Here is a 21,889-nt window from a genome sequence, read left to right on the forward strand (position 1 = left end):
AATTTACTTTAAAAGGCCCGGAAATGAAACAAATTGTCCTGAACACCAGAGATCTGATCGCCCTGACCATCAAAGTTGCTGGTTTACTTCTGCTGGTGCTAGCCGTTGCAGAATTGCCAGATTCTTGCCAGAATTACCTCGCATACAACACTGGGGAAAACGAATCTCCCATCTGGTGGTTTCTTTTGCCTTTAAGCATCAAGGGAATTTTCGGTTTATTGTTTTTCATTTTCCCCTATCAGATTACGAGTACTTTCATCTTCCAGGAAGAGCAAGAACCTCCAGCCAAAGTCGTCAGCATACCAGATATTTCCGTACTACCTGCAAGTAAGGAAGCGCCAGATTCCGCAAATCAGCAGGAAATTCCCGCATCGCAAATAAGTACCGACAAAGACCAGGATGACAACCGTCTGGCGAACCTCGAAGTTATTTTGATTCGAACACTGGGATTTCTCCTGTTTTTCTGGAGTTCCTTTACGATGGTTAGCACCTTTTTCAGCTATGTGGTTTATCGCATTGAAGGTGCCATAGATTACTTCACTCCCACATTCGCCGCATCTCTTTTCGGGGTAATTTTTTCCTTCATCTTGATTGCCGGTTCGAACACGATTGTGGGACTGTTGCGTCGAATGCAACGGTAGTCTCGTGGAACATCCCATTCTTTTTTGTGTCCTGGATTTCGGAATAAAATAAACGCGAGTGCCTGGAAGAATTCAGAAGGCACGATACTACCTGAAAACAAGGGGCCTGGCGATGCATATCGATATCGAAAAATCGGAAGTTCTGGATGTCTACCATACATTGGTGGGGATTGTCGCCCCGCGACCAATCGCCTGGGTAACAACGTTATCACCGACGGGTATTGTCAATCTGGCACCGTTCAGTTTCTTTAACGTGTTCGGTGCGAACCCACCTATTGTTGTATTTTCTCCCACTTTACGGCGGGATGGGACAAAGAAAGACACTCTAAAGAACATTGAAGAATATGAGGAGTTTGTCATCCACGCTGCCACATTGCCCCTGGCAGACAAAGTGAATCTGTCTTCCACCGAATTACCAGAAAATGAGAGCGAATTAACGATTACCGAGTTACACACCATCCCCAGCCATAAAGTGCGGGTGCCTCGTCTGGCGTCTGCCGTGGCCAGTATGGAATGTCGCCTGCAACAGATCATTCCGTGTGGCACCGGCCCCATTGCTGCTAATCTGGTGATTGGCGAGGTGTTGATGATTCACGTGGCAGATGAAGTGCTGGATGTGAATGGTCGACCCGAGCCCCACCTGATGCAACTTGTAGGTCGTATGGGTGGTGAATATTGGTCGAAAACGACCGATCTTTTCGAAATGAAACGTCCGTAACATTTCAGTTATGTAGCCAAGTCAATATATAACACGTATTTTACATAAAATAATCATAATATTATCATAGTGCAATAATACAATATTGCAGGGCAAAGTGCGATGGTCGCACCGATAGCACCACAGATTAGTGGGAGGCATTTTCAAAAAAGTTACTTAAGAATGCAAGGGCAATGCAGGTATACTGGGTAAGATGGAATACATAGTGAATCGATTAGGTGTGCCATGGAAGGACTCGCAGAATTTTTAGAAACGATCCGATCACGCCACCTGCATCTGGGTTATTTTCGGGCGTTGTTGCATATTTGCGTGGGCCGCAAGATCATGCGGGCCGATGGCACACTACTTTCCAGTGGGGTGACCTGGCGACAACTGGCAGAACTGCTGAAGAATATCCGCTGGGATAAAGAATCTGTTCGCGAACTGGGGCTGAATCCGGACGATTTACCCCCACGTGACCGCTATCGGTACTGGTATACCGCCATCGGTGCGGCAGGAATCGACTCCCACGCCTGCAAACAAGAAGCGGAAACCTTCGCACAAGTTCTTTTACTGAACGGATTTACGATCAATTAGCACGGTAGGAGAGATTGGGCATTTGTTTCCAGGTGTTCACAGCGTGGCGTCCAGTCCGAACGGAAAACAGATCGTCGCTGGAGGCGAGTATGAGTTCCGATAACACAAGGAATTCTACCCAGTGGTGAGGATGTGGGACTCCGCTACCAGCAAGGAAATAACTATTTTCCGGCCCACGACGGGGGATGAGTATTGGTATGTCTGGCGTGTGGGAGTCAGTCCAGACGGAAAACTGGTTGGATTTGCGTGGCATCGGGTCGCAGGACAGCCCCAGTTCACTGTGTGGTACGTCACGACCGGTCAAAGGAAATTGCTGTAGGAATAGAGAGAATTGCTGCTGAGATTCGCACAACCAGCGATGAAGTTTTGTTGAATGTTCGAGACCTGGAATCCAGATGGTCAACCCCTATCTTCATCGCATTCTGGGAGACGTTCCGTATGGCTTATTCATTCGCCTTATCGAACTGTTTGAGTGGCAAAGATGCCGGGTAATTCCTTACTGAACCCAGTTTGAAGAGTATGTTAACCATACTTTAGTTGGAGTACGTACGATGGACTTCGATCGTTTCAGGGCACTTATACATCGCATGGAAAGTTCAAAAGTTGCATTTCCTGAGCAACTAATCGGGTGCTCTTAAAAAGAGGTTACGGCATTAGAATCCAGATATGGTTTTGAGTTGCCAGATACTTACAAACTATACCTTCGGTTAATGGGTCACGATTCCGGTCGACTGTTCAAATGTGATCACATGGCTGTCTTCTACGACAATGTTCTGGTGATGACCGATGAGCAGCAAAATATGTGGGCCGAATCCAAGGCCGAGGATGGCAGCAGTCCATCACGAGAATTCGAGTTCCAAATGACGCCCTGCTAATCGCAGGACGACTTGGGAACCAATTCGAGTTCATCCGGTGCTACGGACAAGACGACTCACCAGTATGGTACTTTAACACATGGGAATGGCGAGTGCAGGAATCCAACCCATCGGTGCTGGCATGGTTAGATTCGTGGTGCGGAACGTCTGAGAAGGCCATCGCCGATGGCTACTTTGATCTGTTTCCCAAAGGGACTTCTCCTGGAACTATGTACGTTCACCGCTGAAGACTGATTTTTCAAGTTTCCTTCATTTCTGAAAAAGTGCCCCCACGGGGCATAAGATCTTCTGTGATGCAATAGTCCGCTACATTGCATTGTGTGGTAATGAGTGATACTTTTCTAAAAACCATGACTTATTATCTTCAGACAATTTTCTTCCCCAGTAGGACTCCGCGAACTGAATGAAATAATTTGCATCAAACTCTATCATATCAACCAGCCATTCGGATCCATCACTTTCACCACCTGGAAAAACTACTGGTCCTCTTGACCATGAACCATCAAGCCACCAATGAGCAAAGGTTACGCCGTCTTCAACATCAATGCTTTTATCAAAGACGTATTCCTTCATAATTTCAGGCAACCCATTAAAGAGACCAGGCCAGTACCCATATGGATCCTGGGCGTGAGGAGATACCGGTGATTCGTGATCGAATCCAATCACGCAGGACCATCGACTTGCGACCAGCACCACAACAAAATCACCGCTACCATTATCAAATTTTGCAAACTTGACATCATTTGACCAATCTGGGTCGTAAGAGTACCGTCGCAACCACTCCTGTTCCTCAAACTTTGCCTCTAACTCAGATGCGATGCGCATCTTTTCAATGATCAGGTGTGGATTCTGTTTGCAGATCACAGAGAAACTCCTGTTACAACTTGTTCTTAGTTGGCGATATTGCAGATGGACACTATTGAACAATTACTTTGTTTCAGGCACCAATTGCAGTGCATCGAGAATCACAAATCCTGAAGTATCTTGATTGCTGATCGTAATTATTGTTTCCGCATCTGCGGTCAGTGTGATCGTGCCGAGTGGGGCAAAATATGCCCCCCGTGGGAGTGGTTTGGTCTGATCGATGACAAACTTTTTACTGTAGGTCCCATTCGTCACCGCCAGTGGGACATTTTTTGCACGGCTCGGATGGGCAGAATAGGCCATCAATAGCTGATAATTCCCTGCCTTTGGTGCCGTAAATCGTAATCTCGCGGTGGTTTTCCCATCCCCGATCGCATCGGAATCAGCCTCACCCGTAAACAGGTAGTCCAAACCAATGTGTGGTTGAAACGTGGTGGATCGTGTCCAGTTTCCAGTCAAACTGGCCATGGAATCATCAAGAATGATGCCCGGTAATGACTTCGGAGAAATCCCTGTTTGCGGTGGGAGTTGCTCCACCACCGTGGGCAGGTCCAGCACCTGTTTCTGTGCCAGAATCCGTTCCCGCAGTTTCGCGTAATCCAGTTTTTGCACGGGCAGATTCTGTTTGGCTGCCTGTGCTGCGGCAATACCTGCACTCTGGCCGATGATCATCCAGGTGCCTTCAATTCGTAACGAAGAAATCCCCACGTGGGTGCAGGATAACGCAACGGGCACCAGTAGATTTTCGCACTGCTGTTGTTTCGGCAGAATGGCACGATACGGCACATGGTAGGCATAACCGTGGGCGGTATTTTTTTGCCGCACGGGGAAAATGGTGCCTTCGTTGATTACCCCGCCATCTTTCAGGGCAATCCGCTGGCAATCGTGGGAATCGATCGGGAAAGACGAAATCGCAATCGGATCGTCTTTCTTTGGAGATTCCAGAATATCTTTCTGACTGATCACATGCATTCCACGCATCCGTCGGGATTCACGCACGTAGAGTGCGGGCGAAAAGTGATCGAAATCAGCAAATTCGTCCTTACAGAGACCCAGATTAGCAAACTTTGCTTGAATATTCTTCGGCACGGCGGGATCAGTGATGAGAAAATGATGAAATTCTAATGTATACTGCTTGTGTGCCTCCCAAATCTTCTGGCGATCTTCCTGGCTGGCACGGTGCCAATCGACCCCGCCTCCGATCAGCCCGATCGAAAATTGCCCACCGATGGAGTTGTTGCCATCCACCTTCCTGCCCGGCAGTGGGTAGAGATCGTAGCCAATCTGTTTGACACCTGCTTTGAAGGCCCGCCGCACCACTTCAAAGCGGGTGGGGTCGTAATTAGCAGGTTTGGGCATTGGCACCCGATTATTCGGTTCGCTTGTCAGGCACAGCCGAAAGCTGTAGGTCATGATGTTGTTGTCCCCAGCTTCTTCGTCGCCTGCATCCATTGTCGTAATCAGTGGGAGTGGTTTTCCCAACGCATCGACACCGGAAATGGTCATTTTCTGCTTGGGGTACTGCTTCCCTGCAAGTGATTCACTGAATTCCTTGCGGCCTTCCCGACCAATCACCCAATCAACACCCGCCGCTGCCATCAGGTCGCCTTCGTAAGTGCCATCAACATAAGCTTTTGCAACAAATCGGCCTTTTGTTGTGTTCAGCTCCGTGATGCGAGAACCCTCTTTTTTGACGTCTTTCAGATATTGCTCCGTCAATACGGTCACACCCGCTTCTTTCAGCATTTGCTGGGTAACACGCAACGCCACGTGGGGCTCGAACGTCCACTTCGCCTGATTTTTCACCTCCGGCTGATAGGGTGCGGGCAGTCCACGATCAGTATAGTCCTTCACAATTCTGGTGTGCCATTCGTGAAACAACCCCATCACGGTGCTACGCACCATCTGGTTGGAATCGCAGTGGCTCAGGCCGCCAGTGCTCATCGCACCGATATGGGAAGTGGGTTCCAACAGCACCACCTTCGCACCTTCACGTGCGGCAGCAATCGCCGCACAGAAACCCCCAGGTGTTGATCCATAGACAATCACATCGGCCTGAATGACAAGTGGGGGCTGTTTGTTCGCATCTTCGTCTTTGCCCATCGCACTTTGGGACAAGCAAACAAGCAGAAGGAATCCAGGAATCAAATGGGAGAGAGAATTCATAATTTTTGCAATATTGGAATGTGGTAATAATTAAAATGAGCGAAGATTTTCTAATAATCCTTATCCATTTGGTGCCGCCACTTTATTGCGGAAGTAATCGAGCGTGCGAGACAAACCTTCCGATCGATCGATTTTCGGTTCCCAGCCGAGCAATTCTTTTGCCCGGCTGATATCGGGCTTACGCACCTTGGGATCATCCTGTGGCAATTCTTTGTATTCAATTCCACTGCTGCTGCCGGATAGCTTCAGAATCTCCTGTGCAAACTCCAGGATGGTAATTTCGGCCGGATTCCCCAGGTTGACTGGCAGATGATAATCGGTCTGTAACAGGCGGTAAATCCCTTCCACCAAATCAGTTACGTAACAAAAACTGCGGGTCTGAGAGCCATCTCCATAAATCGTCAGTGGTTCCCCACGCAGTGCCTGACCCATGAAGTTGGGCAGCACCCGGCCATCATCCAGCCGCATTCGTGGGCCGTAAGTATTAAAAATTCTAATAATGTGTGTGTTTACATTGTGCGTGCGGTGGTAGGCCATCGTCATCGCTTCCGCAAATCGTTTGGCTTCATCGTAGACCCCACGCACACCGATTGGGTTGACGTTGCCCCAGTAAGACTCCTTTTGTGGGTGCTCAATCGGGTCGCCATAGACTTCACTGGTGCTGGCTAACAGGTACCTGGCCCCTTTTTCTTTGGCAATGCCCAGCGTCACGTGTGTGCCCAGCGAGCCCACTTTTAATGTCTGGATTGGGTAATTCAGATAATCGACCGGACTGGCGGGGCTGGCAAAGTGCAGCACATTATCGATCGGACCTGAAATTTTCAGTGGGAACGAAATATTGTGCCCAATGAACTCAAAGCGGGGATTCTCCCGAAATGGATCCAGATTCGACAAACTACCGGTGATAAAATTATCGACGCACACCACATGGTGGCCTTCTGCCAGAAACCGCTCGCACAGATGCGAGCCAATAAAGCCACCCCCACCGGTAATCAAAGTACGCACACTTTTCTCCTCTCGTATTCGCCAACTGAAGTAGATTTATTCTACAAATTTCCCCACGATCAGCTTTCTCTCGGCTACTGCCCAACCGCATCGACGAAATAACATGTGTGGCGAACCACCCGGTCCAAGGAATTACTGCGACGAGACAGCGTATAGTAGCACCTGCTTCTAGCAGGTGTTCGTGTTATTTCAGCGACAGGATGCCGTTGCCATGTGATTGCGAATCTTATTTGTTGCGATTTTCTCAGCTTTTGCTGTCAAAAAGTGTACTGAGTTGGGTGTCAAGCATCGAGAGACTTGATTAGCTGAATTTCTTACCATCATAAAATCATTCCAATCTGAGTGAACCTTTTAATCTTCTGACTTGAGTCGATTCCAGAATTCCTGCAGCGTCATTCCTAATTTGAGTAATCGATCCTGAACTGAATCCGTATCAGAATCATAAAAATATACTTGTGAATCAGTAGAAAAACAATCAACAAAAAAGTAGTCACCACCGGCATCAACTGCAAAGGGGAAGTACTTTTTTTCTACAATTCGACGTTTTTGTACTAGCAGCTTGTAGGAATCAACGGCTGTGCCAAAGTCTTTGGAAGACAGCAATGGTAATGTCTCATTGACAACAGTATGTAGCCCTTCTACTTGAATTACATACGGATCGGGAGAACCTCCATTGTAGTTAGCAAACAATTCTCTTAGAGATTTTGGAAACCGAATGCCTAGCTCGATCTCGACACTAGAAATTTCAGCGTCGGTCAGTTTCCTGTCTAAATTTGTAAATCGCACTATTCACTCCTTCGCCCCTACGAAACTACTATGCTGCATATTCTGTTTTCTCTTGCATTTGCAGACACAACGGTCACGGCGTTATTGAAATTTCGACAATTCAATCTTCTTTAAATCGACACAGATATAATGTACCAGCAAAGATCCCGATTTTGGTTTCCCTTCGATGAATCTGGCAAGCTGGCTGATTTCCGTGCTGATGTTTTGGTCGCCTGTGGCAGAACCGAAACTGGATGTACATTACGTCCCTACCCCGCCTGAGATTGTCACCGCCATGTTAAAACTTGCCGAAATGGGCAAAAACGACACTCTCTACGATCTTGGGTGCGGCGATGGGCGATTTGTGATTACCGCATTAAAAGATTTTCATATTCAGCGTGCCGTGGGGATCGATCTGGATCCCAAATGGGCCAAAATCGCCCGCGAGAAATGTCAGGCGGCCAAACTCGGAGAACGAGCCCGCATAGTTGAAGGGGATATCCTGAAATGGAAAAGTTACCGCGAAGCCACCGTGGTAACACTGTATCTTCTTCCGGAAGTGAATACCAAGCTGAAACGCGAATTAAAACCGGGTAGCCGCGTGGTATCGCACGAATTCCCCGTGGGTGACTGGCACCCAGAACGCTACGAGTTCATTAAAGACAATACGGGCAAAGAGCATCTGGTGTATCTGTATGTGGTGCCCGAGGCTGGCCCGATGCCCCGCGAACAACCCCGCGTGCCCTACGTTCCCACCCCACAGCCGGTGGTGGAACAGATGCTGAAAATGGCCAAGGTACAGTCCACCGATAGGGTGGTCGATCTGGGCTGTGGGGATGGCCGGATTGTGGTGACCGCTGTCAAACAGTTTGGTGCCAAATCGGGCGTTGGCTACGATATTGATCCGGAACGGATTCGCGAATCGCAGGCCAATGCCAAAAAGCAGGGGGTGGCCGATCGCTGCCAATTTGTTCAACAGGACATTCTGAAACTGAAAACCCTGAATCAGCCCACGGTGGTGACTTTATACCTCTTTCCTGAGTTGAACGAAAAACTGGCACCAATGCTGCGAAAAGAGCTGGCACCCGGGAGCAGGATCGTTTCCTACGATTACCTGATGGGCGACTGGGAACCGGATCGCGAAATTCGCTTCAAAGACACCCACGGCGACGATCACTCCATCTACCTGTGGGTGATTCCTGAAGCAAAAAAGAGACCATAGAAGATGCATATTCTGGGTGCCCACCTGTCGATTGCAGGTGGCTTTCACCGGGCAATTGAAGCCGCCGTCGATATGGAAATGCAGACGGTACAACTGTTTACGGCAACCCCTTCCCGCTGGCAGGTGGCAGCCCACACCACCGGACGTGGGAAAACGAAACAGACTACCTGGAAGCCGGGCGTGCTGGCTGATTCTGCAATAGAACTGTTTCACCAGTCACAGGCAACCGCCCAGCTTCAATGCCTGGTGGCCCACGATTCCTACCTGATTAATCTGGCAACCTCCGATGACCTGCTGTGGGGCAAATCGATTGCCGCCTTTTCTGAAGAAATCCGCCGTGCCGATGCCCTGGGGCTGGATTATCTGGTGATGCACCCGGGGGCCCACCTGGGCGAAGGGGAAGAAATCGGTCTGGAACGGGTGGTGACCGCATTTCTGCAGATTCTGGAGCAGTTGCCTGATTTTCAGGTGAACGTGCTGGTGGAACTGACTGCCGGTCAAGGTACCACGCTGGGCTACCGATTTGAGCATCTGGGCACTATCCTGCGCGGGGTGAATGATAGCCGCTTTGGCGTGTGCTTTGATACGTGCCACGCACTGGCAGGTGGATATCATTGGGAAACCGATGCCGACTATCAAACGATGTGGGATGAATTTGACTCCCACGTAGGCCTGGAAAAATTAAAGCTTTTTCATTTAAATGACAGCAAAAAGCCCTGTGGTAGTCATGTTGACCGTCACGAGCAGATTGGCCAGGGATATATTGGCCTCGAACCGTTCCGTAAGTTGTTGCAGGATAAGCGGTTCCGCAAAATTCCGATGATTCTGGAAACGCCCAAGACGAATGACCAGAAAGAGCAGATGGACCCGGTGAACTTACGCACGTTGCGGGAGTTGGCGGGTGAATGGGATAGCTGATTGAGTGCGGGTCTGAGCAAAATTACCCGCAGGTTGGCAGTAAACTGTCAAAGACGCTTAACTTTCAATTAACTGCTTTACCAGCACCTGCGATTTGCGGCCGCTGCGGTCATAAACCTGTCTGCGGGCAGTGGGCAGGTCATCGGGGGTGCCCAATTTGTAACCACCCTTGGTGATAAAATAATTGAATGCCTGCGTGGAAAGGCAAAAGAGTGTACTAAACCCACTGGTGCGAGCGATTTCTTCTGTATAGCGGATCAATTTTCGGCCCACGCCTCGGTTTTCGTATTGTGTATCGACGTAAACGCTTGCCAGTTCGGCCTTTTGCTCTCCTGGATAGAGATGCAGGGCACAGCAGCCAATGATGTTGCGGTCGACTTCAAAGACAAAATAGTCCTCAATCGTACGTTCCAACTCCGCCCGCGAACGTTTCAGTAGTTCTTCGGCCTCAAACCCCTGCTGCATCAGTGCGTACAACGCCCGAACATCGCGTTTCTGGGCCCGCCGAATCTGCTGGTATTCGTTTGCGTGCACCAACGTGCCCACACCTTCCTTGGAAAAGACCTCCGAAAGCAGCCCCTCTGGTGTGGTGCCATCAATAATGTGAATCCGTGGGACACCAATCCGAGCCGCACGCACGGCATTTTCGAGTTTCGAAATCGCTTCTGGTGGGGATAATTCGGCCCGCTGACTTCGTAAAATCGTTGCCGCTTCGTCAGCAGTCAGATTTCTGAGAACTTCTTCATCTTTCTGAAGTACTTTATGGGCAGCAAGATAGATCAGTTTGGTGGCACCGATCGCTTTCGCCACTTCAACGGCCACCGCATCGGAATTCAGCCGGTAACATCGCCCTGTACCATCAAAACCCATTGGGGGAATCACCGGGAAAATATCATTGGTCATCAGTACATTCAGCAGTTGAATGTCGATTCGCTCCACTTTGCCGGTAAATTGATGGTCGACCCCACGTAAAATCCCTGCGGGGTGGGCTACAAGTACATTAGGAATGGCCCCACGCAGATCCTGATCGCTCAATGCCTGCAGCAGCGTGTGGGAAACTTTACTGGCTGCCTGAATGCTGACATCCAGCGTCAATTGATCGGTAATGCCAATTCCATCGCTGTTGGAAAGGCGAATTCCGGCCTTGGCAGCCAATTGGCGAACCTGTAACCCGGCACCGTGCACCAGCACCACCCGGATGTTCAGGCTGCGTAACAGCGCCAGGTCGAGCACAATATTCTGAAAATTTTCGTCCGCAACGACCGCACCGTCGATCGCAATAACAAACGATCGATCGCGAAATTCAGGGATATAGCGCAAAATTTCGCGCAGATCGGTCAATCGAAACATTTACCTGCCCAGGACTGAATCGAAAATGTCCGCAAATTGTCTAAGCTGTGTATAAAAGTTACCTTACTTGCATACTTCTTACGATTCACGACAAAAAAGAACAATAGAGCGGAATTATGGCAGAAACTGTAGCAAACGTGATCGCCAGAATGGCATCATTCCGCTTGGGCAACTATCGCTGATGACCGAACTGGAAAACTTTCCAGGCTTTCCCAAATATCTCACCGAAATTTCCCGACTAATTTTCAGCTTTCTCTGGCAAGGTTGGGATAAAGCAGCCGATCACTTTGGTGCGTGACACTTTGACAGGTGTTCCTGCAACGATGCAGTCGAGTGCGTTACGCAGCTCGGATTGCGTCGGGGCAACTCTTTTTTGCCTAATTCCGGGAACCGGTCATCGATTCGTCCACGATAGGCAATGGTACCATTCGGCAGCAAGATGGCTGCTTCCGGGGTATGGGTAACAGCAGTGGCTTGAACAAGATCGTGTTGAGAATCGAGAAGAACCGGCAATTTGATCTGATATTCTTTAGCATGTTTCTTTGCTGTGGCGGCAGTTAACTCGGGATCTACATGCACCAAAAAGCACTGGATCGAATTCTTGGCGTAGTCATCCGCAATCCTGTTGATCTCAGGGAGATAGGCATTCGCATTGGGGCATTCTGTCGTGACAAAAAAGAATACTTTTGCTGTTGCGTCAGTTAGTTGCAAGGGATAGCGGTCCGTCCCATCCAGGTCTTGGAACTTTTTCGATTGGGGCTTGGCATCTTTCTCTGGAGTTGTCAAACGCATTCTCGGTAGATTTTCACGGAGCTGAGCGGGACTAATTCCAAGTTGTTCAAAATCAATTTTATCGCCCCGAAGCCGAGACCGCAGAAAGGCTTTTGTTACATGTGTTCGAATGGATGTTTGTAAATTCTTTGCATCGGATTCCTCGGCAGGAACCAGCAGCAATGTCACAGAACCCATCTCGTCACTGGAACCTTCGCCCCAGCGGACAGCGATCGGTGGAGAGTTTGGATTACGGGGATTGGCATCCGAGTTATCCCAGGTAATCTCCGATCGGACGATGGTTCCTTTAGGCAATCGAAACGGCTTTTTGTATAGATACTGCCCCTGCCAATTGAAATCCCAATCGTTGATGAAAAATACCTTTTTCTCCGTTTTATCTGGTAAAATCGCAGTGGATTTTAAGGTCTTGCCAATGTAGTGTGCATGGGCTCCGACGCCGATCACATCAACATCGTATGGCAATTCGAAGGAATCCTGAACTTTGAAGTCGGCCTTGCCTGCTGGAATATTGATGTTTGCAAACAGCCCAAAAGCTGGTGGGAGCTGCAAAGGAATTAAAGTCCTTTTAGGTGGAGTTTTAGCAAAGTGGATACCAATGGTGATTGTTTCCTGTTCCACTTTCCCGGAAAGATGAAAGTGTGCTTGCAGGAGAAAGTCCGACCCTTTTTTCAGCGGGTACGCTAAACCCTCTGGAAGCTTAACTGGTGTCGCACCAACCGCCCAACCACCTAAAGCACCAGTTGGCCGAAAGCCCATCCCTGAAAAACTAAGTGGACCGTCTTTCGTCTCCGCTTGGGCCTTCTCCCGAGCACGACCACTATCGTCTAATAAATACAACAAATGGTGAACAACATTCGGTGCCGTTGCCTGAAATTCGACCGCAGTAACCCACTTGTCTTCTGTTAGGTTCGTGGGAATGACGAAATTCTGATAAATATCAGAACCATCAGCAGGAACAGTAAACGGCTTATCCATTTTGATGATCAAATCCGGCTTGCCCAAGCGCCAACCTTCAGGATACTTGGGCAGTTTTGGAGTTTTTGCGGCATCACCTTCTGGCATGCCCGTTTCCACCCATTTTTGGAACAGAGCGATTTGACTGTCGGTCAAGCGGCGTTCATTGAGAAATTCCTCATGTCCTGCTTCCGGTTGCCAGGGTGGCATGTAACGGTCTTTCATGACGCTTAACATCATTTTGGCATGTTTGCGTGTCTCATTGTAATTCGTGATTACAAACGGTGCAACTTGGCCACTGCGGTGGCATGTCGTGCAGTTTTCAAAGACAAGTGGAGCGATATGCTCTGCGAAGGTGACTGTATTTGGTAGCTCATCAGCGAATCCAGGACATGCAAATACCAAGAATGCAATAATAACTGTGCGCATAATTTATTCCCCAGGCAGATTTCATCTCTGCCATAACAACACAGAAAATATCAAAAAATTACATGAGATGCAGCTTTAGGCCTTTAATTCAAATGATTTTCATACAATCTGCGCTAGATGTTAACGAAACGAATCGAAGAGGTTGATATGACAGCTGATCGTATCGGTTGATGCGATCCATTGCAGGGGTGAATTGAGCAATTTGCAGTAGCTGTCTGTCCATTGTTATTTCTGGTTCGCCAGGTAAGCATGAGAATTGCTGGTTCGACCTGTACAATTGTGCATAATTCTGAAAATTTTCGTCGGCAACGACCGCACCGTCGATCGCAATAACAAACGATCGATCGCGAAATTCAGGGATATAGCGCAAAATTTCGCGAAGATCGGTCAATCGAAACATTTACCTGCCCAGGACTGAATCGAAAATGTCCGCAAATTGTCTAAGCTGTGTATAAAAGTTACCTTACTTGCATACTTCTTACGATTCACGACAAAAAAGAACAATAGAGCGGAATTATGGCAGAAACTGTAGAAAACGTGATCATCATTGGTAGTGGGCCTGCGGGCTGGACGGCAGCAATTTATGCCGCACGGGCGAATTTGAATCCACTGGTGATTGAAGGTGATCCGTTCAGCGAAAAAAACCGCCAGAATGGCACAATTCCGTTGGGGCAATTGTCGCTGACGACCGAAGTGGAGAACTTTCCCGGCTTTCCCAGTGGTGCCACACGTGAATTGCTGAAAACCGCACTGCCCACCGAAGCCCAGCCGTACTGGGTGCAGAAAGAAAAGCCCCAGCCTAACCATGGCATCAATGGGCCGGAATTAATGGAATTGATGCGTCAGCAGGCCAAAAACTTTGGCACCCGGGTGGTATCGAAGGATGTCACGAAGGTGGATCTTTCGAAAAAGCCGTTCGTGATGACCACCCAGGATGGCGAACAATATCACAGCCATACAATTATCATTGCCACCGGTGCCCGCGCGAACTACCTGGGACTGCCCAGCGAAGATAAATTCAAGAATCAGGGTGTTTCCGCCTGTGCGGTGTGCGACGGTGCTCTCCCACGCTTCAAAAATAAGCCTCTCGTCGTCGTTGGTGGGGGAGATTCTGCCGTGGAAGAAGCTTCCTACCTCACCAAATTTGCCAGCAAAGTGTACCTGCTGGTCCGGAGAGACGAACTGCGTGCCAGCAAAATCATGCAGCAGCGGGCCTTTGACAATGCCAAAATCGAGATTCTTTGGAATACCGAACTGGAAGAAGTGCTGGGCACCGATGACAATGGCGTGACCGGTGTCAAAATCAAGAATAACAAATCGAACGAGATTTCTCAGTTGGACTGCTCTGGGTTATTTCTGGCGATTGGCCACACGCCCAACACCAGTTTTCTGGAAGGACAGCTGAAAACCAACGAAAAAGGCTACGTGGTATGGACCGCCATGGCCCGCACCTACACGAGTGTGGAAGGGGTGTTTGCGGCAGGCGACGTGGCAGACGATTACTATCGCCAGGCCGTTACCGCAGCAGGAACGGGGTGTATGGCGGCACTGGATGCAGAACGATATCTGGGCCACCACGGATTGCTGTAAGATTCTTCAGGCAAAGATGTTTACCAAGTCAATTACTGATCCGTGAATTACTTTGCATTAAGTGAATTATTGATCACTGGTTGATATAACAGATATTTTCCAATGTCCGTGCGTTCCCAAGTGCGAACACCTTCCGAATGGCAACTGGCCAGGGAACGCCATCAGGAATTGATGCAACCCTTTGCCAGCGAACGGGTTACGCGCATGAGTGTTTCCACAAAGCATCCGGTGCGTGACTTTCTGTTCGATTACTATTCCCAACGTCCCGCAAAGTTAATGCGCTGGTCGCCTGGGGCAGATGTAGTTCTGCTGGGTGCGACACCACGCGATCTGGAATGGCAGCAGTTTCACGAAACGACGGTCGATGGCATACCAGCCATGGTGCTGCGTGCGACCGATTTCCCCCCACATCGCGTGGAGTATCTACGGTGGGCTGAGGATTATCTGCGTCGCACAGGTACGCGACTGCCCCTGACCAGTTGTTTTGGCTTGCACGAGTGGGCAATGCTGTACCGCGATCCGGAAGTGCGGCACCCGTATGTCCCATTGCGGCTGAGTCTGGCAGAAATTGCCGAAGTGGTGGATGCAGAGCTGTTGCAGTGCACCCACTACGATGCTTTCCGGTTTTTCACCAACTCTGCTGCTCCCAAGAACTTACATCAACTGGAACGACGCCGCACCAACGAATTCGATCAACCTGCGTGCATCCATGTGAATATGGATCTGTACCGCTTTGCGTACAAGATTTCGCCCTGGATTGACAGCACGCTGGTGGGAGAGGCTTTTCGCCACGCCTGGCGATGCCGCGAAATTGATATGCGTGCAAGTCCTTACGATTTAAGCAGTTACGGTTACGAACCGATTCCGATTGAAACCCCACCTGGGAAAGCACAATATGTGCAGTTGCAACGGGAATTGATGAACGCAGGCCAACCACTTCGGCAGAAGATTCTGGCAGAATATGAGTATTTGTTAAGCCGCACGGCGAACGCCACAAGTTGAGAGTGGCAATCAACCCCACTTTTTCGTTGCATGTCCACCGATTTTGGGTTGGCATAACAGTAATCTTGGCCCACTTTATGAATGCATTCTCATCTTCTGCGGGCCAGGTTATCAAAACTTCGATGTAGAAGCATTGTGTACAAGTACATTTGCATCTCCAACTACAGACTAATCGTGTTCCTCTACGGTGCCTCCCCCTGAATTTTTCCAAGTTTCTGGAGACATCGTTCTTAAAATCGATTCTGTGCAATTTTAATGCCAACGCGCAATATGTACACTATTAATCCCCCCTCTGAGGTGGGGGGTGATATCAATTTTGCAAAAATTCACAAAATAGTTTTTGTCGTAGCAAATTCTTGCAAATTAAGTATTTATGGCGATTTTGTTTTCTATTTTCTGCGGCAGATTTAAAGAAAATTGCCATTTTCATTTTTGGCAAGGATATATTATATGTAAGTGGAAATATTTCCATGCTTTGGAATTGATCTTTGACAATTTGAATTTCGCTATTCGCCCTGGCGTACTTAGTCCGCTTCCAGTGTCTCCACTAACTGTGGGTTTTGCTCCAGTTCGTGCCACAGTTCCTGCAGGGTGGGAATCGCTTTCGCCCCCACTTCACGGTGGGAGAATCGTACCGTGGCGACCAGCACCCCAAACGCACGTGCACTGTCCAGTTGTTCCACTTCGTTGGCCAGTCGATTACTAAATTCAATCGGGGTTTCGTGTTCTTTCCGTTCCAGGTGGTGGTCATTGGCCCAGGCTTCCAACGCACGGTAGGTATATTCCACCGTTTCTTCGATCGGTTGCTGGTCGATCATTCCAGTATCGAACGGATTGGAGAAACTGGCAAATGGCTCCTGTGCTGGTGCGTCCAGCTCGTATTCTTCGCGTTGTGCAGAACTTTTCACCTTCTCGCTGGTGTTCCAGCGAAACAGATTCTGCCACCAGCGGTCGAGTGCAGCCAGCAATCCTTTGGCCCACGGCATGAAATTGCTGAGCCACGACAGCCCGTTGCGAAACAGTACAAACAGCACCACCAGTGCGAAAATAACGTAGATGATCCACTTCAGCACATTGCCTATTTTTTCCAGTGCCTGCCCAAGTTTTGACGTGCTGGATTGTTCCGAGCCCGACTGGGCATCGTCTCGATCCTGCTGCTGATCCTCATTGGCATCTTTCTGTTCTTCATCGTCGCTGTTGCCATCCTTTTGTTTGGGCTGGTTTTCCTGTTTCTGGCTGGAATCGCTGTCTTTGCCGTTCTGTTTACCTTTTTCTTTGCCGCCTTGCTGATCTTTGCCTTTCCCGCCGCCATCTTTAGCATCCGGATTGTTCCGTGCGGCACCCTCTTTGCTTTTTTGTTCCACATTGCCGGCATTTTTGCCTTTTTTGCCAGCACCGCTTTTCATCGGGGCGAATTTGTTGGCATCCTGGTCTTTCGAACCACCCCGGCCGATCGACACTACAGAAGTTTCTGAATAGGGGCGTGGCAGCACTGCCGCAACGAGAATAAAGGCTCCCACCATTACCAGACCGGTTACCAGCCAACTGCTGGTCATGCTCAGTGGCATTGGCATCATGCGTTGTCGCAGGTACCGGCGAATCCCCAGAAAACTGGTTGTCAACAACAGGCTGAGTGCGGAGAAAATATAGGTGGCAGCGAACCAGAAACAAAGCATCCGACGGGCATCTTCCCCCGCGGGGATCATTGCTTGCCCCAGCCCGAAAATGGGAATCGCAGCCAATGAAAACCAGATGACTGTGCGGCCGGGAGTGTGCGGAAGCTTGTCGCGTTGTTTTTTCCAGGCATCGTAGCGTTCGTACCAGCCCATCACGCCTTCGGCAAACTGTTTTTCTTCCTTCGCCGTGGGTTCCCATTTTTTGCGAATCTGATCGCCCCGTTGTTCCCAGCCCATGGAAGCAAGCAGGCCAGCACTGGAAGATGGGCGTTTGTCGTCGATAAAGGTGCAGTCCCACACCAGTTTGTGGGTGCACCAGCACACCACGGCAATCAACAGCAGATTAATCGGAACTTGAAAGTTTGCAATGGTGCTGTCTGCCGGATATTCCACCCACTTGCCCAGGGCAATCATGGTCACCAGTGCCAGCACTGCGGTATAGATCCAGGATCGATTGCGGCTGACCTCGACTGCCACGCGCGCCGCACCAACGGCACCAATGGTGAAGAAAATCAGGGTGTAGAGCAGGCGATTTTCGTACTGTCCTGCGTAAAGCACTTCCGCAAGGAAGCAGACTAAACTGCCCACCAGGCCCATCATCAGTACCACGTTGATGGTGGCCAACAGCCAGTCGGTGGCAGTTTGCGGCAGAACTTTTTCGCTCATAGGATGAATGGTAACAGTGAATACTCAACAATATTGTACTTGATGAAAAAGCGGAAACCGACAGCAAAAAAACTGGAACAGGCAGAACGGGTGCGGCAGGAACTGATTCGCCTGTATCCCGATGCATACTGCGAACTGAACCACGCCAACCCACTGCAACTGCTGGTGGCGACGATTCTTTCTGCCCAATGCACGGACGTGCGGGTGAATATGGTGACGCCCGCACTGTTTGAAAAGTATCCCGATGCGGCAGCGTTTGCGGGAGCGGAAATCACCGAACTGGAAGCCCTGATCGCTTCCACTGGTTTCTACCACAACAAAGCGAAAAATATTATCGCCTGTTGCAAAATACTGCATGAGCAGCACGCTGGTGAAGTGCCCACAGACCTGGAAACGCTGGTACAACTGCCCGGGGTGGGGCGAAAAACAGCCAACGTGGTGCGTGGCGACGCTTTTGGCCTGCCCGGCATCACTGTAGACACCCACGTGGGCCGATTGAGTGTGCGGCTGGGCCTGACGAAGGAAGAAGATCCGGTGAAGGTGGAATTTGAGTTGATGGACTTAATCCCTGAGGAAGACTGGACAACGTTCTCCCACCGATTGATTTTCCATGGTCGGCGGGTATGCAACGCCCGCAAACCTGCGTGCGAGCAATGCACCATGAGCGAATTTTGCCCCAGTTCGAATCAGCGAGACACCAAAGCCGTCCGCAAAGGGTAGGGATTTTGCGGCCTGCCTGCTATAGTACCCTATGCCGTGCGACGTTTGTGCGGCAAAATACGAATATGTTAGCATCAGAGATGAAGAAAGTATGAGAAAACGAAGCTTCCCACAATGGCTGGGTGCCATGGTTTTGTTGGTTGCCAGCAGCACCGTGCAGGGTGAAGACTGGCCACAATGGCGCGGACCCAAACGCGATGGACATTCTGCAGAAAAGGCAATTCTCGACAAATGGCCCGAAGATGGCCCCAAGCTGGTGTGGTCGCTGACCGAACTGGATGCGATTGGTACGGGATATGGTTCCCCCGCAGTGGTGGGCAATCGAATGTACATCATTGGGGCGGATGGTAACAAGCAGACGGCGAAAGAATTTGTGACCTGTCTGGACCTGACAACTGGCAAACAGATCTGGCGGGAATCGCTTGCAGGAACAACCGGAAAATACAGCGATGGCTGGGGCGGCGGCCCCAGGTCAACCCCCACGATTGATGGGAAGTTTGCATATGTGCTTGGTTCCACTGGTGACTTTGCCTGCCTCGACACTGAAACAGGGAAAATTGCCTGGCAGAAAAACCTGGTTTCCGATTTCGGTGGTGCGATTCCCACCTGGGGTTACAGCGAAAGCCCACTGGTGGATGGCGATCAGGTCGTGGTAACTCCTGGCAGCAAAGGTGGTGTGCTGGCGTTGAATAAGAAAACCGGCGAAACCGTATGGCAATGTAAGGATGTTACCGATGGGGCCGGCTATTCTTCATTGATGATCACAGAAGTAGCTGGCGTTCGGCAATATGTGCAACAAACGATGGCGTCAGGAATTGGCGTTCGTGCCAGCGATGGCAAGTTGCTGTGGAAAGTAGGTGGTATTGGCCGTCGAGTTGCAGTTATTCCCACACCAGTGCTGCAGGATAATTATGTGTTCTTCACTGCGGGTTACGGAGCTGGTTGTGAATGTTTTAAACTGGAAGCCGATGGTGAAGGCACCAAAGCAGTAGAAGTTTACAGCAAAAATAAGGTGGTATCCAATCACCACGGTGGTGTGGTGCGACTTGGCGACCATATCTATGGCCACAGCGACCGGTTGGGCTGGGTTTGCTTCCCACTGAAAACAGGTGGTGAAGAAGCAGTTTGGGAAAACAAAGGTGTGGGCAAAGGTTCTGTAACATTTGCGAACGGCAATCTGTATTGCTACGGTGAAAGTAGCGGTACCATTGCACTGGTAAAAGCAAATCCAGAAAAATACGAAGAAATCAGCAAATTCACGATCCCACAAACCAGCAAACTTCGCATGCCACAAGGGAAAGTCTGGGCCCACCCAGTGATTGCTAATGGCAAACTGATCCTGCGAGACTACGAACTGTTGTTTGTTTACGATATCAAAGCGAAGTAACCGCGACCGGACGCATTTTTTCACCATCTTCCCGGGTGGTGCTTGAAAACTACTGCCAAATATTCAGGATAACGCTTGGGAGCACCGTGGGGTGAACCGAGCCCAAGTGGGCGGCGTCTCCCCTGTATCTTTATCTGTTTTAGGCGAACAATTTATGCTCGATGTGAACTTTATTCGTGAAAATCTGCAAGCGGTCCTGGAAAACTGCCGCAATCGGCAAGTAACCAACGCAGAAGTGCACCAGGTGCTGGCGTTGGATGACCGGCGGAAGGCTTCCATCAATGAAACGCAACATGTTCAACAGCGAGCTAACGAAATCTCCAAATTAATCCCCGCTACCAAAGATGCTGCCACCAAGCAGGAATTGATTGCCGAAGGGAAGGCACTGCGGGAGAAAGTGGCTAAATTAGAAGCCGATCTGAAGCAGATTCAAGTGGAACTCAATACCGCACTGACTACCATTCCCAACATGACCCACCCCGACGCACCGGTGGGGGCCACGCCAGAGCATAACAAAGTATTACGGACCGTGGGGCAGATTCCCAAGTTTGATTTCCCCCACCAGGACCACGTCGCACTTGCCGAAAAGCTGGATCTGGTCGATTTTGAAGCAGGCACTTCGGTTACTGGTGCCAAATTTTACTTCCTCAAGAACGAAGCGGTGCTGCTGGAACTGGCATTAATTCAGTTTGCAATGCAAAAACTGGTAAAACGTGGTTTTACGCCAATCATCACGCCGGATATGGCCAAAGTGGACGTGCTGGAAGGGATTGGCTTTATGCCACGCGACCCAAACCCGGAAACCCGACAGGTTTACACGATTGCCGATACCGACCTGTGCATGATTGCCACGGCCGAAATCACATTGGGCGGGATGCTGCGAGACAAAATCATTCCCGAAGAGCAACTCCCACTGAAATATGTAGGTCTGTCGCACTGTTTCCGTACCGAAGCAGGGGCCCACGGTCGCGACACCCGGGGGATGTATCGCGTGCACCAGTTCACCAAAGTGGAAATGTTTGCGTTCTGCACCCCGGAACAAAGCGAAGCGATTCACCTCGAGATTCTTGGTATCGAAGAAGAAATTTTTCAGGAGCTGGGGATACCTTACCACGTGCTGGATACCTGCACTGGGGATTTAGGTGGGCCTGCTTACCGCAAGTACGATCTGGAAGCCTGGATGCCTGGCCGTGGGGAAATCGACCCCACCACCGGGCTAGCGAAAGGCGATTTTGGCGAAATCACCAGCACCTCGAATTGCACCGATTTTCAGGCACGTCGGCTGAACATTCGCAGTAAAGGCAGCGGAAAGAAAGGCACCCAGTTTGTCTATACGCTGAATGGCACCGCAGTGGCAGTGACCCGGGCACTGGTAGCGATTCTGGAAAACGGCCAGCAAGCGGATGGCACCATCGTGATCCCACCTGCCCTCGTGCCGTGGGTGGGCAAAGAACGCATCGCCCGTTAAATCGGTTAACATTGAACTCAAATCGATCTTGAAGTACAGAATTTGGTTTCCATTGCACAGATGATTTCGATCACTGAAGTTTCGTGAGACCAACAATGGACCTTT

Annotated in this window: 17 protein-coding genes; 10 read left to right on the forward strand and 7 right to left on the reverse strand. The window is 49.8% G+C overall.

The genetic code is table 11. The features are described from left to right. The first annotated feature begins 23 nt into the window (after positions 1 to 23). From R3B84_00835 to R3B84_00845, 3 genes are all read left to right on the forward strand, one after another. On the forward strand, positions 24 to 641 hold the full coding sequence (locus tag R3B84_00835; GenBank protein MEZ6139091.1) for a hypothetical protein: 618 nt from the start codon (positions 24 to 26) through the stop codon (positions 639 to 641). Between the two features lie 112 nt (positions 642 to 753). Continuing rightward, positions 754 to 1,359, forward strand: a complete 606-nt coding sequence (locus R3B84_00840; GenBank protein ID MEZ6139092.1) for a flavin reductase family protein — start codon at positions 754 to 756, stop codon at positions 1,357 to 1,359. 225 nt (positions 1,360 to 1,584) lie between these two features. Continuing rightward, positions 1,585 to 1,935 carry a hypothetical protein gene (locus R3B84_00845; protein ID MEZ6139093.1) on the forward strand — a complete coding sequence of 117 codons (351 nt, stop codon included), beginning with the start codon at positions 1,585 to 1,587 and terminating at the stop codon, positions 1,933 to 1,935. Positions 1,936 to 3,116: 1,181 nt separating this feature from the next. Here R3B84_00845 and R3B84_00850 read toward each other — a convergent pair. The 4 genes from R3B84_00850 to R3B84_00865 all read right to left on the reverse strand — a co-directional run bounded on the left by R3B84_00850 (position 3,117) and on the right by R3B84_00865 (position 7,631). Beyond that, positions 3,117 to 3,674, reverse strand: coding sequence for a hypothetical protein (locus R3B84_00850; GenBank protein ID MEZ6139094.1), 558 nt, complete (start codon positions 3,672 to 3,674; stop codon positions 3,117 to 3,119). Positions 3,675 to 3,737: 63 nt separating this feature from the next. Next, entirely contained in the window at positions 3,738 to 5,840 is a 2,103-nt protein-coding gene (locus R3B84_00855) for an FAD-dependent oxidoreductase (protein ID MEZ6139095.1), read from the reverse strand. 60 nt (positions 5,841 to 5,900) lie between these two features. Beyond that, positions 5,901 to 6,845 carry a UDP-glucuronic acid decarboxylase family protein gene (locus tag R3B84_00860; protein MEZ6139096.1) on the reverse strand — a complete coding sequence of 315 codons (945 nt, stop codon included), beginning with the start codon at positions 6,843 to 6,845 and terminating at the stop codon, positions 5,901 to 5,903. A gap of 351 nt (positions 6,846 to 7,196) precedes the next feature. After that, entirely contained in the window at positions 7,197 to 7,631 is a 435-nt protein-coding gene (locus R3B84_00865; protein ID MEZ6139097.1) for an SMI1/KNR4 family protein, read from the reverse strand. A 166-nt stretch (positions 7,632 to 7,797) separates the two neighbouring features. Here R3B84_00865 and R3B84_00870 point away from each other — a divergent pair, with 166 nt between their 5' ends. Continuing rightward, positions 7,798 to 8,832: a class I SAM-dependent methyltransferase gene (locus tag R3B84_00870; protein MEZ6139098.1), complete on the forward strand. Its 1,035-nt coding sequence runs from the start codon at positions 7,798 to 7,800 to the stop codon at positions 8,830 to 8,832. A gap of 3 nt (positions 8,833 to 8,835) precedes the next feature. Continuing rightward, the gene (locus tag R3B84_00875; protein MEZ6139099.1) at positions 8,836 to 9,750 is read left to right on the forward strand and encodes a deoxyribonuclease IV; all 915 of its coding nucleotides are present in this window, start codon (positions 8,836 to 8,838) and stop codon (positions 9,748 to 9,750) included. A gap of 57 nt (positions 9,751 to 9,807) precedes the next feature. On the opposite strand, the gene argA is transcribed toward R3B84_00875, so the two are convergent. Together argA and R3B84_00885 are read right to left on the reverse strand one after the other, a co-directional pair. Next, positions 9,808 to 11,100: an amino-acid N-acetyltransferase gene (gene argA, locus R3B84_00880; protein ID MEZ6139100.1), complete on the reverse strand. Its 1,293-nt coding sequence runs from the start codon at positions 11,098 to 11,100 to the stop codon at positions 9,808 to 9,810. 282 nt (positions 11,101 to 11,382) lie between these two features. Continuing rightward, entirely contained in the window at positions 11,383 to 12,732 is a 1,350-nt protein-coding gene (locus R3B84_00885; GenBank protein ID MEZ6139101.1) for a redoxin domain-containing protein, read from the reverse strand. A gap of 1,059 nt (positions 12,733 to 13,791) precedes the next feature. Here R3B84_00885 and R3B84_00890 point away from each other — a divergent pair. Then, complete coding sequence (locus R3B84_00890; protein ID MEZ6139102.1) at positions 13,792 to 14,865, forward strand: thioredoxin-disulfide reductase; 1,074 nt, start codon at positions 13,792 to 13,794, stop codon at positions 14,863 to 14,865. A gap of 102 nt (positions 14,866 to 14,967) precedes the next feature. Then, positions 14,968 to 15,867 (forward strand): 3-methyladenine DNA glycosylase, encoded by a 900-nt coding sequence (locus tag R3B84_00895; GenBank protein ID MEZ6139103.1) that lies wholly within the window; start codon positions 14,968 to 14,970, stop codon positions 15,865 to 15,867. Between the two features lie 524 nt (positions 15,868 to 16,391). Here the strand turns inward: R3B84_00895 and R3B84_00900 are convergent. Further along, entirely contained in the window at positions 16,392 to 18,209 is a 1,818-nt protein-coding gene (locus R3B84_00900) for a DUF4129 domain-containing protein (GenBank protein ID MEZ6139104.1), read from the reverse strand. A gap of 42 nt (positions 18,210 to 18,251) precedes the next feature. Here R3B84_00900 and nth point away from each other — a divergent pair, with 42 nt between their 5' ends. From nth to serS, 3 genes are all read left to right on the forward strand, one after another. Then, positions 18,252 to 18,929, forward strand: a complete 678-nt coding sequence (nth, locus tag R3B84_00905) for an endonuclease III (GenBank protein MEZ6139105.1) — start codon at positions 18,252 to 18,254, stop codon at positions 18,927 to 18,929. A gap of 91 nt (positions 18,930 to 19,020) precedes the next feature. Then, entirely contained in the window at positions 19,021 to 20,316 is a 1,296-nt protein-coding gene (locus R3B84_00910) for a PQQ-binding-like beta-propeller repeat protein (GenBank protein ID MEZ6139106.1), read from the forward strand. Positions 20,317 to 20,407: 91 nt separating this feature from the next. Next, positions 20,408 to 21,784, forward strand: coding sequence for a serine--tRNA ligase (gene serS / locus R3B84_00915; protein ID MEZ6139107.1), 1,377 nt, complete (start codon positions 20,408 to 20,410; stop codon positions 21,782 to 21,784). Positions 21,785 to 21,889 lie beyond the last annotated feature (105 nt).

The sequence above is a fragment of the Zavarzinella sp. genome, from assembly GCA_041399155.1.
Taxonomy (GTDB): domain Bacteria; phylum Planctomycetota; class Planctomycetia; order Gemmatales; family Gemmataceae; genus JAWKTI01.